Here is a 16,263-nt window from a genome sequence, read left to right on the forward strand (position 1 = left end):
TGATCACACTTTCAACTTTTGCCTGCGCCAGTTATCATAAGCAAGACAAGTCACAAATCAAATCCACAAATGACAGCGATCAAACATCAACAGGAGACATATATGAATTTGCAGGGACGACGGGTATTGATTACAGCCGGTGGCAGCGGCATCGGCCTGGCCATGGCCCATGTTTTTACACAGGCCGGCGCAGCCGTTTTTGTCACGGATATCAATGAGGCCGCCCTCAAGACGTTGAAGACCCAATTGCCGCAAATCCACGCCATTACGGCCGATGCGGGCAATGAACAGGATGTCATCCGCACGATCGACGAGGCGGTCAGCGCGCTGGGCGGGCTGGATATTCTGATCAACAACGCCGGTGTTGCCGGACCCACCGGCCCGGTCGAGGATATTACGCTGGCCGAATGGGAAAATACCCTGCGCATCAACATCACAGGGCAGTTCCTTTGCGTGAAATACGCCCTGCCTCATCTGCGCAAGGGAACGCATCCGGCCATCGTCAACTTGTCCTCTGCGGCAGGACGCCTGGGTTTTGCCGGACGCACGCCCTATTCATCATCCAAATGGGCCGTGATCGGCTTCACCCGCTCACTGGCCAACGAACTGGGGCCCGACGGTATTCGGGTCAACGCAATCTGTCCGGGGGCGGTGGACGGTCCGCGCATCCAGCAAGTAATTGGCGCCAAGGCCAAAATGCTGGGCAAACCCCACGCTGAAGTGGAAGATACCTATAAAGCCCAGTCGGCCATGCATACCATGGTGACCGCCGACGACATCGCCAACCAGGCACTGTTCGTGTGCAGCGATCTGGCACTGAATATTTCAGGCCAGGCACTGGCCGTAGACGGACATACCGAAAAACTGTACTGATCGCAGGGGCATAAAGGGACCCGGCAGCGTCTGGCGCACGCCGGGTCCACCGGCCTTACTGCAGGCGAACCTGCCACCATTGGCAAGCCCTGCTCTGCTCTGTTCTGCTCGTCATAGCCGACACAATGACAGCAGGCCACCAAACACGCCTTAACCGGCCCCGCGGTCGTCGGGCGGCAAAAACAGACTGGGCGTGCGCGCCGCCATATAATCGTACGCGCCGCCGATATCGGCCACCACCGCCCGCCGGGCTCCTTCCGGTTCACCTTGCTGCAAGGCGTCAATCAGGGCGCGGTGATGCCTGACCGCCACCTGCTCCCGGGTGCGTGGTGACCCCTGGCGCAGGTCGTAATTCAGAATCGGCCCGATACGCAGCCACAGGCTCTCGATCATCTGAAACAGCACTGGCATACCGGCCGCTTCGTAAATGGCGAAATGAAACCGCTGGTTCAGGCTGACCAGTTCCTGGGTGTCCGCCTGTTCCTTGCTCATTTCCAGCGACAACGCGTCGTTCATCTCCCGGATAGTCTGCAACAGATCGGGGTTCGCATGCCCGGCCGCTTCGGCCACGGCCATGCCTTCAATCTCAAAACGGATACGGGTAATTTCGGTAAAGGTTTGCAGACTGAGCACCGGCACACGCACCGAGCGGTTCGGCGTGACCTCCAGTGCATGATCGGCCACCAGCCGGGAAAATGCGTCCCGCACGGGCATCATACTGACGCCCAGCGCTTCTGCCGTTTTGCGTATGGACAATTGCTCCCCGGGCATGACCTTACCACTCCACAGAATCTGTTTAATCTGTTCCAGCGTGGATGCGCTGAGCGTCTGGCGGCTGGCCGGGGCGTCGATTGTACTTTTCATATAAGGGTATTTACCAAGGTTTTTTCTGTGATCACAGTTGTTATAGTTTACTTATATTAACAACAACGTGCATCTGCAACCGCAGTGTATAGGAGACTCGATGAAATCAACAACTGTATTGCTGGCGGGATGCTGCGCTCTGGCCGCCGCCCCCCTGGCGCATGCTGCCGGTGGCATTTCTGACGACGAAATCCGTATCGGCTTTATTACCGATATGTCTGGTGTATATGCTGACACTGATGGGCCGGGCGGCACGGTCGCCATTCAAATGGCGATCGACGAACTCGGCGGCGCCATCGACGGTAAAAAAATCACCCTGGTCACCGCCGACCACCAGAACCGGGCCGATCTGGCCGCCTCCAAGGCGCGAGCCTGGATCGACCAGAACAAAATCGACGTGATTATCGGCGGAACCAATTCGGCGACAACGCTGTCGATGGCCGCCGTTGCCGCCGAGAAACACGTGCCGATGATTTCGGTGGGCGCCGGTGCCACTGCCATCACCAATGAATATTGCACCCCCTATACCGTTCACTATGCATACAATACCCGGGCGACGGCCTACGGTGTGGCCTCAGCGGTGCTCAAACAGGGCGGCAAGGACTGGTTCTTTATTACCGCTGACTACGCATTTGGTCATGCCCTGCAGCAAACCGCGTCTGACGTGGTCACCCACTCGGGCGGCAAGGTCATGGGCAGTGTGAAGGTCCCTCTGAGCACGGCTGATTTCTCTTCCTACATGCTGCAGGCCCAGTCTTCGGGTGCGAAAATTCTGGGCCTGGCCAATTCGGGCAATGATTTTATCGCCTCAGTGAAGGCAGCCAATGACTTTGGCGTGACCTCCAGCATGCGTCTGGCCGGGCTGCAAGTGTATATCAGCGATATTCACGCGCTTGGCCTCGAACCTACACAGGGCATGTACCGGACCGCACCCTGGTATTGGGACCAGGACGAAGAATCACGCAAGTGGTCGCAGGCGTTTATGAAAAAACATCACGCCATGCCCACTTTCAATCAGGGCGGCGATTATTCAGCCGTCAAAACTTACCTGAAAGCCGTAGCCGCCACCAAAACCGATGATGGCAAGACGATTATGGACTGGTTCAAGTCCACGCCGATATCCGATTTTTACATCAAGAACGGCAAAGTGCGCGCCAACGGTTTGCTAGTACATGACATGTTCCTTTATGAAGTGAAGAAGCCCTCTGAATCCAAAGGTGAATGGGACTACTTCAAGGTCTCCGCCACCATCCCCGGCGAAGAGGCCTATGGCCCCGAATCCGAAGCCGCTGCGTGCAAGTTGTAATATGATGAATGCGACTTCCTTACCTGCAGTCAGTATTATCGGTACCGGCCTGATCGGACAAGCCTGGGCTGTGGTGTTTGCCCGTGCCGGGTGCCAGACGACCCTCTGGGACGGTAATGCCCAGGCCGCCCAGGCGGCGCTCGCGCTGGTCCGCCAGCAAATGGAAACGCTGGCCTCCTACGGACTGGTGGACGATGTCCCGGGCGCCATGGCGCGCATCCAGGTTGCAGACAGCCTCGAATCGGCCGTCGCCGGCGCCGATTATGTCCAGGAAAATCTGCCGGAAGTGCTGGACATCAAGCTGGACATTTTTGCCCGGCTCAACGCTGCCGCGCCACTGCACGCTATTCTGGCCAGCTCCACATCCGGGATTCCCGCCTCCGCCTTTACCGAAAACCTCAGTGGACGCGAGCGCTGCCTTGTCGCGCATCCCGTTAATCCGCCTTCCCTGATCCCCGTGGTCGAGTTAAGCGGTGCCAGCTGGACCAGCGCGCAAACGCTGGCGCGCACCCGCGACATTATGAATGCCGTCAAGCAGAAGCCGGTGACGGTCATGAAGGAAATCAACGGTTTTATTCTGAACCGGCTGCAGGGGGCGCTGCTGCGCGAAGCCTTCCGACTGGTTGAACAGGGCTACGTCTCGGTCGAGGACCTGGACACGACAGTCAGTGACGGCCTGGGCTTGCGCTGGTCATTCATGGGCCCGTTCGAAACCATCGACCTGAACGCCCCCGCCGGTATCAGCGATTATGCCAGCCGCTATGGCCCGTTATACCAGGAACTGGCCAAAACCCAGGTAGACACGGCACCCTGGCCGAAGGCGCTGATCGACGACATCACCCAGGCCAGACGGGCTGCGCTGCCGGCAAGCGATCTGGCGACACGACGCAGCTGGCGCGACCAGCGTCTCATGGCGCTGGCAGCACACAAGCGCCAGGCCGCCGATGACCAGACCGAAACAAGCTGAGCATTTGCCCGCTGGCGTCTGCCCTGCAACGCCAGCGGCTCTCTTATTACTCTAACTAACGTCACGGAATCTACACTATGAGCACGAGCACGTCCTCTCGCAAAGTCATTATTACCTGCGCCGTCACAGGTGCTATTCATACACCCAGCATGTCAGCACATCTGCCGGTGACCGCAGAACAGATTGCCGATGACGCAATTGCCGCCGCCCGCGCCGGCGCTGCGATTCTGCATTTGCACGCACGCGATCCCAAAGATGGTCGTCCTACGCAGGACCCGGAATTTTTCAAACCCTTTCTGGCCCGCATCAAGGCCGAAACCGACGCCGTCATCAATATCACCACGGGCGGCAGTCCCCATATGACGGTCGAAGAACGCATGCGTCCGGCCACCACCTTCAAGCCCGAACTGGCATCGTTGAACATGGGCTCGATGAATTTCGGCCTGTACACCATGCTCGACCGCTTCAAGGAATTCAAACACGAATGGGAACGCGAACACCTGGAAAAAAGCCGCGATCTGGTGTTCAAAAATACCTTCAGGGACATTGAAACCATTCTGCGACTGGGCAACGAAAATGGCACCCGTTTTGAATTCGAATGCTATGACATCAGCCATCTGTATAACCTGGCTCACTTCATGGACCGCGGCCTGGTGAAATCACCGCCTTTCATCCAGTCCGTGTTCGGCCTGCTGGGCGGCATCGGCCCCCACCCCGAAGATCTGATGCATATGCGCCGCACCGCCGACCGCCTGTTCGGCAAGGATTACCAATGGTCGATCCTGGGGGCGGGCCGCAACCAGATTCCGCTGGCTTCAATGGGCGCCAGCATGGGGTCCAACGTGCGCGTCGGGCTGGAAGACTCCTTGTGGATCGCGCCAAAACGCCTGGCCCAGTCCAATGCCGACCAGGTATCGCAAATCCGCCAGGTGCTCGAGGGGCTGAACCTGCAAATCGCCAGTCCCGATGAGGCGCGCGCAACCCTGCAATTGAAGGGGGCCGCGAATGTCAACTTCTAACCCGGCACCGTCGGGGCGATTCTCGCTGGCAGGCCAGACGGCGCTGGTGACCGGCTCCAGCCGCGGCATCGGCCTGGCCAGTGCCCGTGCGCTGGCCGAGCAGGGTGCCAAAGTCATTCTGAATGGTCGAACCCGCCAGACCCTGGCGGACGCCGCCGCCGGCTTGCGCCAGGCGGGGCTGGACATTATTGAAGCACCATTCGATGCATCCAATATTGATGAATCCATCGCGACCGTGGACCGTCTGACCGACGAACATGGTCCGATCCAGATCTTCATGGCCAACGCTGCCATGCAGCATCGGGAAAGCCTGCTGACGTTTCCGCAAAAAAAGTTTGAAGAGGTTCTCGCGCTGAACCTGACGGCACAATGGGCGCTGGGCCGTCATCTGGCAGCGCAAATGGTGCAGCACCAATACGGTCGCATTATTGTGACCGGATCGGTCACGGCCCTGCAGGGACGCAGCGACATTACCGCCTACACAGTTGCCAAGGCAGGCCTGCATGCGCTGGCCCGGCAGTGGGCCGTGGAACTGAGTCCGCACAACATTACTGTGAATGCGGTGGCCCCTGGCTATATTGCGACTGAATTTAATGAGCCGCTGCAAAACGATGACCGCTTCAACCAGTGGCTGTTTGACCGGGTGCCGCAGAAAAAATGGGGCCGCCCCGAAGATATTGCCAATGCAGTCTGCTATCTGGCCTCGCGCGAAGCGTCATTTGTAACGGGTCAGACGCTGGCGGTCGACGGCGGCTTTACCACTGCGCTGTAATACGTTGTAGTAGATTATGTGCCAATGGGGCCAGCCGCCCCGACCGGGAGGGCTGGCGACCGCTGGCCGGCAAAGCTATAAAGCGACAAGGCTGCAAACCCAATGCCACCGGCTCAGCGCACAATGTCGCCCTTGAGCGCCACCCCGGTCACGAAAGCGCCGGCATGACATTCATAATTGACCGTGCTGGCGTTCACATTCTTCTTGTAATAGCTGACGATATTGCTGACGCCGGTGCCACCCAGCTCCCTGGCCCGCTGTTGTAATTGCTTGTAGGCGGACAGAAACACCCAGGCGCAGGCCTTCTCGTCGCTGCCCTTGCCGATCCGGCTGGTTTTCTTATTGGTGACGGCATCGGCTTCGATCACCCTGCCCCCGTTCTTGTGCCCGAACGTCATTTTGATACCAGGATCAATAATACCTGCCGCCTCTGGCGAAGAGAGCGCTTGCGCGATCGGCAGATCATACCGGGTATCACGTGCATGTACCTGCGTGGCAGCCATTGCCAGCACACCCGTCAGACATATCATTGAGATTTTACGAGCCATTTCATTCTCCTGAACAATATGTTGGAAACCGCTAGACTACCGTCTGGCAGCGAGGTGACAGCTGACTTTGCCCGGAAAACGCCTGGTCGCCGATGGGCGGGTAAATGCCGCCGCCGACGCCAATTGTGTACTATATCGATGAAGCGACCGACTCAACTGCAAGCGCCTTTTTGTCGCAAGTCAGAATAGTTTAATTTCTGTCACAATCAGAAACATATTATAATGTTTTTAGACAGGCACTGAATTTCAAACAGGCAATGAATACTCATGTTTTCCTTTGAACTGACCATTTCGGAACAGCATGCGCGCGCTCCCGGCCTGTCCACGGCTACACAATGGGAACAATGGCTTCTGGCCTCCGAATCCCAAAAACAGGACATGGCCCTATCAGCGGCCTCCCAGGAGGGGCCCGCCCTTGATTTTCTGCCGGCCATGCAACGCCGCCGTCTCAGCCCGCTTTCGCGCCTGGTGTTTGCGGCGGCCTGGCCCATTCTGGAAACATGCCCGCAATGCCCGGTGGTGTTCTCTTCGCGCAATGGCGAAATCAATCGCAGCTTTCAATTACTGGTCCAACTGGCCCGGGGCGAAGGCGTCTCGCCCACCTCTTTCGGTCTTTCGGTACATAACGCCATCGCCGGACAACTGGCCATTCACCACGAGAACCATGCAGAGCAATCGGCCATTTCCGCCCACGAACACGGTCTGGAAAACGCCCTGCTCGAAGCCTGGCTGATGCTGCAGGATGGCGCCGACAGGGTGCTGGTGCTCTACGCGAACGACCCGCTCGCTGCCGAGTACGAAGTGGACATCGAACGGGAGCCCTTTGCGTTTGCCACCGCCCTGCTGGTCGAAAAAGGCACAGACTGGCGTCTACAGCGAGATGATACGGTGCACACAGCTTCGGTCAATGCAGAGGGTGATATCGGAGTGACTGCGCGCCTGCTGGCCGGCCAGGATCACTGGACAACCCCAACCCCGCGAGCGCCTGCGGGCTGGACCTGGACCCGCCGCAGATGAACTCAGTCAGCACTTTTCTTTGGCATAAGTGGCGCTGGCTGGCCATCGCCAGCGGCTATATCGTGTTCGGCCTGTTTGGCCTTCTGGTCAAAGTCGTGCTGCTGCCCTTTACCTGCGGATTGCTGGATACGCGGCAACTGCGCAATCAGAACCGCGCGCGGCGCATCATCCAGTACCTGTGGCGGCAGTTTCTAAAGTTTGTACGCCTGATCGGCGGTTTCAATTACCATTTCCCCGACCACGACCAGTTGGGCCGTCCCGGACAGATCATCATCGCCAATCATCCGTCGCTGCTTGATGTGGTGTTCATGCTGGCCCATGCCCGGCAATCGAACTGCATCGTCAAGCAAAGCCTGCTGGCCAACCCGTTTCTGAACAGCGCCATCCGGGCCTGTGGCTTCATTGCCAACGATGGGTCCCCACAGGTCATCGATCACGCCGTCGCGGCCTTGCAAGGCGGGCAGTCGATCCTGATTTTTCCCGAAGGCACGCGCACGGGCGACGACGAAATTATCCGTTTTCACCGAGGTGCCTGTGCGATCGCGCTGAGGGGCGCTACCGTGATCACGCCTGTTATAATCCGGATGCGCCCCCGCTGCTTCAAGCGGAACCAGCCGTGGTACCTCATCCCGCGTGACAAAGTTAATTATGAATTCATCATCGGCGATGACATTGATCCGGCAGCGTGGTTGTCGGGAAAGCATATGCCCGCAGCAACCCGGCAACTGAATGCCTACCTACAGACTTATTTTGAACGAGAACTACAGAAATGACTACTGCGCTCAATCTTGAGATAAAAGAACTGATTATATCGAGCCTCGGACTCGAAGATATCGCGCCGGAAGACATTGATGACGGCGCCGCCCTGTTCGGCGAAGGACTGGGACTGGATTCGGTCGATGCACTGGAGCTGGGCCTTGCCCTGCAAAAGCATTTTGGCATCCAGTTCAATACAAAAACACAGAATTTGCGGGATCACTTCAAAGATATCAATACACTTGCTGCGTTTGTTACTGAACTTAAAGACAACCCACAAACCTGAGGGGCTACCATGAATCCATCAGACCAAATTTATCAGACGCTCAAGACTGCCCTGGTCGACCTGTTTGAAATCGAACCGGATCGTATTCGACCAGATGCCGACCTGTACAATGATTTGAATATCGATAGCATCGATGCCATCGATCTGATTGACCATATCAAGCGCGAAACTGGCCAGAAACTGCAGGCCGAGGACTTTCGCAGTGTGCGCACCGTGCAGGATGTGGTGGACGCGGTCAATCGCAAACTCAGTCCCGCTTAAAGGAAAGCGGGCGGATGTCATTCCCGTTGCGGCGCAGTGGCTTGCGCCTGGTGAATCTGCTGGTGATTCTGTCATTGGCGGCCTATCCTTTTCTTGTTTATTACGGCAGGGAAACAATAGGCTCGCTGTGGATCACGGCCGGATTGCTGCTGCTCTGGGGTATCAAGAGTGTCCTCAGCCGCCAGCGCTGGCAGCAGATCGTGACGCTGGCGCTGCTGGCGTGCGTGGCCGTTTTTGCCATGACCGATCGCCCCGGGTTTCTCTACTTCTATCCGGTTGTCATCAACCTGGTGCTGCTGGCCGTCTTTGCGGGCAGTCTGCTTACCTCCATGAGCGTGGTCGAGCGCATCGCGCGCAGTCGCGAGCCCGACCTGCCCGAGTCGGCCCGGCGTTATACACGCAATGTCACCAAAGTGTGGTGTCTCTTCTTTATAGTGAACGGAAGCGTCATTTATATGCTGGGACAGGCGGGTTACACCCAGGCCTGGTCGGTCTATACCGGTTTCGTGTCCTATCTGCTGATGGGACTGCTCTTTGCATGTGAATGGATCTATCGTCGCCGATACAAGCGAAAAAACGCATTATGAGTGATTCAGTTCAGGGCGTGCTACTGCCTTTCCCCCGTCCCGATGCGCTGGTTGCTACCCGGCCTGCCCTGCTACGTTCGCAATTTGAAGCCCTGATCAACGCCCTGGTCCGGCAGTTGCAGGCGCAGTCCTGCTCCCGGGCGGGTTTGTGGTTCGAGGACGCCGGTCTGTTCAGTTGCGCGCTGCTGGGCTGCTGGGCAGCCGGCGTACAGCCGCTGCTGGCGCCTGATCTGCTGGACGATACCCGCAACTGGGTCGACACCGAGGCCGCCTTGTGGATCAGTGATCAGGAAATCCCTGATCCGTCCCTGCCCGTTCTGCGGCTGGATACCCTGCTTTTGAGCTCGCCGCCGGCCGTCAGCCAGCCAGACCGGCAAATACGAAATGCAGATAGCGTTCGCCCCGCAGCCAGCGTCTTTGAGGACCGCGGGCAGGACGGCCTGTTTTTGCCACTGCCTGCCGACGCACTGGCCTATTTGCGCACCTCCGGCTCAACGGGCACCCCGGGGGTCATTCGCAAGACATTCGCGCAACTGCATGCCGAAGCGCTCACGCTGATTGATCACTGGTCGTTGCACAGGCTGCACGCCACCGTGATTGCCAGCGTCAGCCATCAGCATATGTACGGGCTGACATTTCGTATTATGGTGCCCTTGCATGCCGGACTGGTGATGGATCGGGTGCAGGCCCGTTATCCCGAAACGCTGGCCGAGCAAACGCAGACACATGAACAGTGCATCTGGATCACCAGCCCCGCCCTGTTACAGCGCCTGCCCGAGACCCTGCCGTGGCCGGCGCTGTTGCCGCGCTTGTCGCGCGTCGTGTCTGCCGGCGGCACCCTCTCTGAGGACATCCGCGGCAGGCTGCTGCAAGCCCGTTGGCCACTGCACGAGATATATGGAAGCACCGAAACCGGCGTTATCGCCACCCGGCACGAGCAGCCCTATTGGACGCCCTTTGCGGGCGTTGTCCTGGAAACAGACCAGGAAAGCCAACTGGCAGTGAGATCGCCCTGGGCGCCAGAGATGCAGCAGACCGCCGACCTCATCAGTCACAACAGCGATGGCGCAGGTTTCTTCCTGCTGGGCCGGGCCGATCGCATCCTCAAACTCGAAGACAAACGCATTTCTCTGGCACGCATTGAACAGGCCGCGCTCGCTCACCCCTATGTCAGCGACATCCACTGCGCCCCCAGCCCGCTGGGCGGCCGGTTGTGCGCCATGGTGGAACTATCGGCAGCGGGCATCGAGGCGTTCCGGCAGCACGGACGCCGCAGGACCATTGAGGCCATTGCCAGCCTGCTGCGCACGGCGGTGGACCCGCTGGCCATTCCCCGCCACTGGCGTTTGCTGGCCGCACTGCCGCGCAATGCCCAATCGAAGGTGACCCGGCAGCAAGTAGAGGATTGTTTCACCCGGCCGGTGCGCAGCCCGCAGTGGAAACGATGCAACACTGATACCAACACCAGCACACAGACGGACACTGCGATCGGAGCCGAAGCAAATACCGAGCGCGGAACCACTGCCGGGGATGCTGACAAACACTGGGTTTGCGAGCTCAAGGCCCGTATCCCCCTGGAACTGGTGTATTTTTCGGGCCACTTCCCCTCTTTCCCCCTTGTCCCCGGCGTCGTGCAGCTGGGCTGGGCGCTGCAGCAGGCCGGACACTACGGATTGTGCCGTGGCGATCTACAACGAATCGAAAATCTTAAGTTTCAGCAGTTTTTGAGACCCGCCGATACCTGCACAATGACGTTAAAATGGGACAATGCTAAACATAAACTTTATTTCTCGGTCCGTACCGGAGAAACCATGACGGCATCGGGACGCGTTGCGTTCCGCGTTCCCGTCTGATTTTGTATCGAAATGTTGCCATGACTCTCTGGAAACAGGCCCTGACAGACGTGATGGCGGTCACACTACTATGAATCGACCCATTGCCCTGATCCCGTTCTATAACCATCCGGATGCCATTCTGTCCGTGGTCGACCAATTGCGTCAGCATGAATTGCCGGTGCTCATCGTCGACGACGGTTCCGATGCCGCTTCGCGCACTGTCCTGGACACCTTCAGCACCTCGCCCCATGTACAAGTGCATCGCAAGCCCAAAAACGGCGGCAAAGGCAGCGCCGTCAAGGTAGGGTTCGAACTGGCCGATTCAATGGGTTATACGCATGTACTGCAAGTGGATGCAGATGGCCAGCACCACCTGGCCGACGTGCCTGCCTTTCTGGCACTCTCTGAAGCGCACCCCGATACCGTCATTTGCGGCCAACCTGTGTACGGTCACGATATTCCCGCCGCCCGTCTGCACGGTCGCAAGCTGACCCGGTTCTGGGTCAATCTGCAGACCCTGTCGCACGCGATTCCCGACGCCCTTTGCGGCTTTCGTCTGTATCCGCTTGAAGCGGTGCGATTTGTCAGACAAACGCCTTATATGGGCAACTGGATGGATTTCGACCCCGAAATCCTGATTCACCTGTACTGGCGTGATACGCCGCTGCGCTGGATTCCGACCCGCGTTTCATACGCCACCGACGGCGTCTCCCATTACCGCATGGTCCGCGACAACCTGCTCATGTCTCGCATGCATGCGCGCAGTTGCCTGCACATGTTGCCATATCTGCCCTCGCTGCTGCGGCGCGCCCTCAAAAGAGACGGCACATGAGCCAGCACTGGTCCACCCGCCAGGAGCGAGGCAATCTTTTCGTGCTCCGGCTGGTCACCCGGCTGATACGCTACTGCCCCCCATGGCTGATCGCCCTTCTGATGCGCCTGGTGGTGCTGTACTTTTTCATCACCTCACCTTCTGAACGGCGCAATATCGCCGAATACCAGCAGCACCTGCGATCCTGGTCGGGACGCTCCGACCTGCTGCCCGCCTTTGCGCCCGTTTATCGGCAATTTGTCGCCTTCGGGCAGGCCATGACCGACCGCTTTGCCGTCTGGCAGGGACGCCTGCGCTATGAACACATCGTGATACATGACCCCGATGGCATCCATCGCGAGATGCTCTACGCAAAAGGCCGTGGCCAGATATTGATCTGTTCGCATCTGGGCAACACCGAAATCAGTCGCGCACTGGTTTCCCATCACAAGGGGCTGGTGCTCAATATCCTGATTCACAGCAAGCATGCACAACAGTACAACCAGGTCATGGCCGATCTGGGGGCGGACAATGACATCCGCCTGCTGCAGGTGACCGATCTGGATATTGATACCATGATGATGTTGCAGCAGCGCGTGGATAATGGTGAATGGATCGCCATTGCCGCCGATCGTGAGCCGGTACGCGGCGAAAAGGTGGTGCAGGTGCCCTTCCTGGGCGAAAATGTGTCGTTTCCGCAAGGCCCCTGGCTGATGGCAGGCCTGCTGCGGGCCAGCGTCAACACCCTGTTCTGCACCCGTCAGCACGGCCGTTATGCCCTGCATATCGAACGCATGAGCGAACGTATCCAGTGGTCGCGCCAGGATCGCGACCAGGTCATCCACGGCTGGGTACAGCGCTATGCCGGTCGCCTGGAGCACGTCTGCATGCAGGCTCCGCTGCAGTGGTTCAATTTCTATGATTTCTGGAAACATCATGAATAAGCATCCCGGCCTGGGCATTTCGGTGCCAATGACCGTTCCCTTCTTCGATGTCGATGCCATGCAGATCGTCTGGCATGGACATTACGTGAAGTATCTGGAAATCGCCCGCTGTGCCCTGCTGGATAAACTGGGATATAACTACGACACCATGCGCGAGGCCGGCTATGTCTGGCCGGTGGTGACCATGCAACTCAAATATGTGCGCCCGGCCCTGTTCGGCCAGCAGATACAGGTACACGCGCAAATACAGGAATGGGAGTCGCGCCTGCGTATTCACTACACGATTACCGACGCCTCTTCGGGCGAGCGACTCACCCAGGCTGAAACCACGCAAGTGGCGGTCCTGCTGGAGACCCGTGAAATGCAATTTGAAACACCGCAGGACTGGCAAACGCTTATTGCCCGGATCCTGCAGTCACCTTCCTGACCTTCCATTGCGAGCGATATCTATTATGTCCTTGATTTCTCCCGTGCTATCGGCTCTACGTTTTTCCTTGCTGCTGTCTCTGCTGCTGTGCGGGGCCGCGCAGGCATTCACCCTGCAGGATCTGCAACAGCAACTGTCGGCCCACCAGACGGTCCAGGGCGATGTGCAACAGCGCCGGTTCCTGCGCTCCCTTGAACAGCCGCTGATCAGCGAGGGAACATTCGTCATGCAGGCGCAAAAAGGGTTGCTATGGGAAACTCGCAGCCCGATCGCCAGCCTGATCCGGATTACCCCAGACGGCATGACGCAGAAAGACAGCGCCGGGAACTGGCAGCCATTGCAACAGCAAGGGGCCGGCAGTCAATCACAGATCCGCCTTTTCATGGATCTGCTTGCTGGCAACACCCGTGCCCTATCGGGGCAATTCGACCTCTCATTGCAAGGTGATGCCGGAGACTGGACCCTGACGCTGGGCCCCACCTCTTCCATACTTAAACAGATTTTCCAGCGCATCGTCATCAGGGGTGGGCAGACCGTTAACCAGGTCACGCTCAGCGAAACGCAGGGCGACAGGACCGAAATCCTGTTTTCGAACCTGCGTCTTGATCAGCCCTTGCCAGCAGACGCCCGGCATGCGCTTGAACACTGAACGCTGCTGGGCGGGCCTGTATGCCCTGGGGCTGATCGGGCTGCTTGTGTTTGCCGGGTGGCAACTGGCCTGGCGCCAGCCCATCCATACCGACCTGCTCGCCCTGCTGCCGCCCGAACAAAAACAAAGCGAAATCCAGGCACAGGCCCAGCAGGCTATCCGCCAGACACTGAACCGCCAGATCATTATGCTGACCAGCGCCGCCGATCCGGCCACGGCCCTGGCTGCAGCACAAAGACAGGCGCAGCAATGGACAGCCAGCGGCCTGTTCGAGCGGGTGGACCTGCAGGTCTCGGGCGATCTGACCGCCTTGCGCAACGAACTCAAATATATGGACCAGGCGGGCTTACCCGCCCGGGCACGTGAACAACTGGCTCATGATCCGCAGGCATGGTTCGGCCAGCGCGCCCAGCGCATCATGTCGCCGCTGGGCGAGCAGACGCTGGTCCCCGCCGACCAGGACTGGCTTGGCTTTGCGTCGCGCGTCTCGGACAAACTGCAGTCGGCCTCGGCCGTGCACTATGACATCACCAGCAATACCATGCAAATCGAGGCCGATAACCGGATCTGGTATGTGATGCGCGCCCAGCTGGATGCCACAGATAGGCCCGGGCGCGACGAAAAGTTGCTCGGACTCATTGAACATACCCGGCAACAGGCCGACAGCGAGCAGGTGCGCGTACTGATGGCGGGCGGCGCCATCTACAGTGCCCACGGCAAAGCCGAAGGCGGTCGCGAAAGCACCTGGATGAGCCTGACCGGTAGCGGCCTGACGATCCTGTTTTTATTGCTCATGTTTCGTTCGCCACGCATTCTGCTGCTGGCGCTGCCCGTGACGGCCGGCCTGCTGACCGGATTTGCCGCCTGCATCGCGCTGCTGGGCTCGATCCATATCCTTACTCTCATTATCGGTACCAGCCTGGTCGGGCTGGTCGTCGATTTTCCCCTGCACTGGCTCAGCCACGCCACGCTGGACGCACGCTGGGAGGCCCGGGAGGCGGTCAGGCGCGTGTCGCGCCCCTTTATCATCAGCCTGTCGGTCACGGTCACCGGCTATCTGTTTCTGCTGCTCACGCCACTGCCCATCCTGCAGCAAACCGCCGTCTTCTCTGCGGCATCGCTGATCAGCACGTTCCTGTTTACGCGCCTGCTGCTTCCCGCACTGTTCAGGCGCTGGCAGCCCCGGCCGATGCCGGGCCTGGTACCCTTTCTGGCCCGTCTGCTGGCAGCCATACGCCACACCGGCGAACGTATTCTGGCTCGACCGCTCTTGGCGCTGCTGGCGGTCGTCGTACTGGGGGGCGGTTTGTACCTGAGCAATTGGCATGATGATATCCGCAACTGGGTGAGCACACCCGAACCCTTGCTGCAGCAAGCCATACAAGTGGGACAGCTGACCGGCATTGAACCAACCAGTCAATACTTTATTGTTCAGGCGAACGACGAAGACGGCCTGCTGCGAACCGAACAGCAGTTGGCGACGCGGTTGGACACCCTGGTCACACAAGGGCATTTACGCAGTTACAACGCTCTGAGCCAATGGGTCAATCCGCCAGGGGAACAGGCCGCGCTGAAAACAACGCTCGCCACGCTATCGACCCGCCCGGCAGACTGGGCGCCACTCCGGGCGCTGGGTGTGCCGGACAACGCGGTGCAGGCAGAACTGGCGCGTCGTGCGCAGCAACCGGTGCTCACCATCGACCAGGCGCTGCGCGGCCCATTGGCCGAACCCTGGCGCCCCCTCTGGCTGGGACAGGACGAACAGGGCCGCCCCAGCAGCATGGTCACCCTGAACGGGCTGGATGATCCGGCCCTGCTGTCGTCTGCCGTCGGCACGCTGCCCGGCGTCACACTCGTAGATCAGCGCAACCATATCAATGCGCTTTTTGCCCAGACGCGCCTGGAAGCCATCATTCTGAAACTACTCTCGTATCTTGTCGGCTTTCTCATTCTGTATCGTGTCTTTACCGCCAGGGCAGCCTTGCGCATTTTGCTGGTGCCGCTGTCTGCCTCGGTCACCGTCATGAGCCTGTCCGGCCTCATCGGCATACCTCTGAACCTGTTTTGCATCTTCGGCCTGCTGCTGGTGACAGCCATCGGGATCGACTACGCCGTCTACGCCTACACCCCCACCCTGCCGCCGGATGAAAAAATGGCCGGTATCGTCATGACCTCGATGACCACCATGATCACCTTCGGCCTGCTCTACTTCAGCTCGACCCCGGCGGTCTCGACTTTCGGACTGAGTGTCGTACTGGGGGTCCTGTGCAACGTCATATATACTTTCTGGTATATGCGAATTTTTCTGACAAATGGGAACTCCTCTATACAGTCATAAAGG

Annotated in this window: 18 protein-coding genes; 16 read left to right on the plus strand and 2 right to left on the minus strand. The window is 58.8% G+C overall.

The genetic code is table 11. The features are described from left to right. Positions 1-102: 102 nt before the first annotated feature. On the plus strand, positions 103-873 hold the full coding sequence (locus W822_RS29640) for an SDR family oxidoreductase (RefSeq protein ID WP_024004195.1): 771 nt from the start codon (positions 103-105) through the stop codon (positions 871-873). Between the two features lie 150 nt (positions 874-1,023). Here the strand turns inward: W822_RS29640 and W822_RS29645 are convergent, their stop codons facing one another. Then, positions 1,024-1,737 (minus strand): GntR family transcriptional regulator, encoded by a 714-nt coding sequence (locus tag W822_RS29645; protein WP_024004196.1) that lies wholly within the window; start codon positions 1,735-1,737, stop codon positions 1,024-1,026. A 100-nt stretch (positions 1,738-1,837) separates the two neighbouring features. On the opposite strand from W822_RS29645, the gene W822_RS29650 reads away from it, so the two are divergent. From W822_RS29650 to W822_RS29665, 4 genes are all read left to right on the plus strand, one after another. Further along, positions 1,838-3,043 carry an ABC transporter substrate-binding protein gene (locus W822_RS29650; protein ID WP_024004197.1) on the plus strand — a complete coding sequence of 402 codons (1,206 nt, stop codon included), beginning with the start codon at positions 1,838-1,840 and terminating at the stop codon, positions 3,041-3,043. Between the two features lies 1 nt (position 3,044). Continuing rightward, entirely contained in the window at positions 3,045-4,010 is a 966-nt protein-coding gene (locus W822_RS29655; protein ID WP_024004198.1) for a 3-hydroxyacyl-CoA dehydrogenase, read from the plus strand. Positions 4,011-4,087: 77 nt separating this feature from the next. After that, positions 4,088-5,029: a 3,5-dioxohexanoate:acetyl-CoA acetone transferase gene (locus tag W822_RS29660; RefSeq protein WP_024004199.1), complete on the plus strand. Its 942-nt coding sequence runs from the start codon at positions 4,088-4,090 to the stop codon at positions 5,027-5,029. Beyond that, positions 5,016-5,801: an SDR family NAD(P)-dependent oxidoreductase gene (locus tag W822_RS29665; RefSeq protein WP_024004200.1), complete on the plus strand. Its 786-nt coding sequence runs from the start codon at positions 5,016-5,018 to the stop codon at positions 5,799-5,801. Before W822_RS29660 ends, W822_RS29665 begins: the two co-directional genes overlap by 14 nt. 113 nt (positions 5,802-5,914) lie before the next feature. Here W822_RS29665 and W822_RS29670 read toward each other — a convergent pair whose 3' ends face one another. Further along, a complete protein-coding gene (locus tag W822_RS29670) occupies positions 5,915-6,349 on the minus strand; it encodes a hypothetical protein (RefSeq protein WP_024004201.1) in 435 nt (144 codons plus the stop codon). A gap of 267 nt (positions 6,350-6,616) precedes the next feature. Between W822_RS29670 and W822_RS29675 the strand changes: the two genes are divergently transcribed. From W822_RS29675 to W822_RS29725, 11 genes are all read left to right on the plus strand, one after another. Then, on the plus strand, positions 6,617-7,366 hold the full coding sequence (locus W822_RS29675) for a beta-ketoacyl synthase chain length factor (protein WP_024004202.1): 750 nt from the start codon (positions 6,617-6,619) through the stop codon (positions 7,364-7,366). Then, complete coding sequence (locus W822_RS29680; RefSeq protein WP_024004203.1) at positions 7,363-8,139, plus strand: lysophospholipid acyltransferase family protein; 777 nt, start codon at positions 7,363-7,365, stop codon at positions 8,137-8,139. The genes W822_RS29675 and W822_RS29680 overlap by 4 nt, the downstream gene beginning before the upstream one ends. Then, positions 8,136-8,408 (plus strand): phosphopantetheine-binding protein, encoded by a 273-nt coding sequence (locus tag W822_RS29685; RefSeq protein ID WP_024004204.1) that lies wholly within the window; start codon positions 8,136-8,138, stop codon positions 8,406-8,408. The genes W822_RS29680 and W822_RS29685 overlap by 4 nt, the downstream gene beginning before the upstream one ends. A 9-nt stretch (positions 8,409-8,417) precedes the next feature. Next, positions 8,418-8,669: an acyl carrier protein gene (locus tag W822_RS29690; RefSeq protein ID WP_024004205.1), complete on the plus strand. Its 252-nt coding sequence runs from the start codon at positions 8,418-8,420 to the stop codon at positions 8,667-8,669. A gap of 14 nt (positions 8,670-8,683) precedes the next feature. After that, complete coding sequence (locus W822_RS29695) at positions 8,684-9,256, plus strand: COG4648 family protein (RefSeq protein WP_051401612.1); 573 nt, start codon at positions 8,684-8,686, stop codon at positions 9,254-9,256. Beyond that, positions 9,253-11,109, plus strand: a complete 1,857-nt coding sequence (locus W822_RS29700) for an ApeI family dehydratase (RefSeq protein ID WP_024004207.1) — start codon at positions 9,253-9,255, stop codon at positions 11,107-11,109. Before W822_RS29695 ends, W822_RS29700 begins: the two co-directional genes overlap by 4 nt. A gap of 70 nt (positions 11,110-11,179) precedes the next feature. Beyond that, on the plus strand, positions 11,180-11,923 hold the full coding sequence (locus tag W822_RS29705; protein ID WP_024004208.1) for a glycosyltransferase family 2 protein: 744 nt from the start codon (positions 11,180-11,182) through the stop codon (positions 11,921-11,923). Then, positions 11,920-12,846 carry an LpxL/LpxP family acyltransferase gene (locus W822_RS29710; protein WP_024004209.1) on the plus strand — a complete coding sequence of 309 codons (927 nt, stop codon included), beginning with the start codon at positions 11,920-11,922 and terminating at the stop codon, positions 12,844-12,846. Before W822_RS29705 ends, W822_RS29710 begins: the two co-directional genes overlap by 4 nt. Further along, positions 12,839-13,273, plus strand: coding sequence for an acyl-CoA thioesterase (locus tag W822_RS29715; protein WP_024004210.1), 435 nt, complete (start codon positions 12,839-12,841; stop codon positions 13,271-13,273). The genes W822_RS29710 and W822_RS29715 overlap by 8 nt, the downstream gene beginning before the upstream one ends. Positions 13,274-13,298: 25 nt before the next feature. Further along, a complete protein-coding gene (locus W822_RS29720; RefSeq protein WP_081724296.1) occupies positions 13,299-13,922 on the plus strand; it encodes a LolA family protein in 624 nt (207 codons plus the stop codon). Next, positions 13,906-16,260, plus strand: a complete 2,355-nt coding sequence (locus W822_RS29725; RefSeq protein ID WP_024004212.1) for an MMPL family transporter — start codon at positions 13,906-13,908, stop codon at positions 16,258-16,260. The genes W822_RS29720 and W822_RS29725 overlap by 17 nt, the downstream gene beginning before the upstream one ends. Positions 16,261-16,263 lie beyond the last annotated feature (3 nt).

The sequence above is a fragment of the Advenella kashmirensis W13003 genome, from assembly GCF_000506985.1.
Lineage (GTDB): Bacteria > Pseudomonadota > Gammaproteobacteria > Burkholderiales > Burkholderiaceae_B > Advenella > Advenella kashmirensis_A.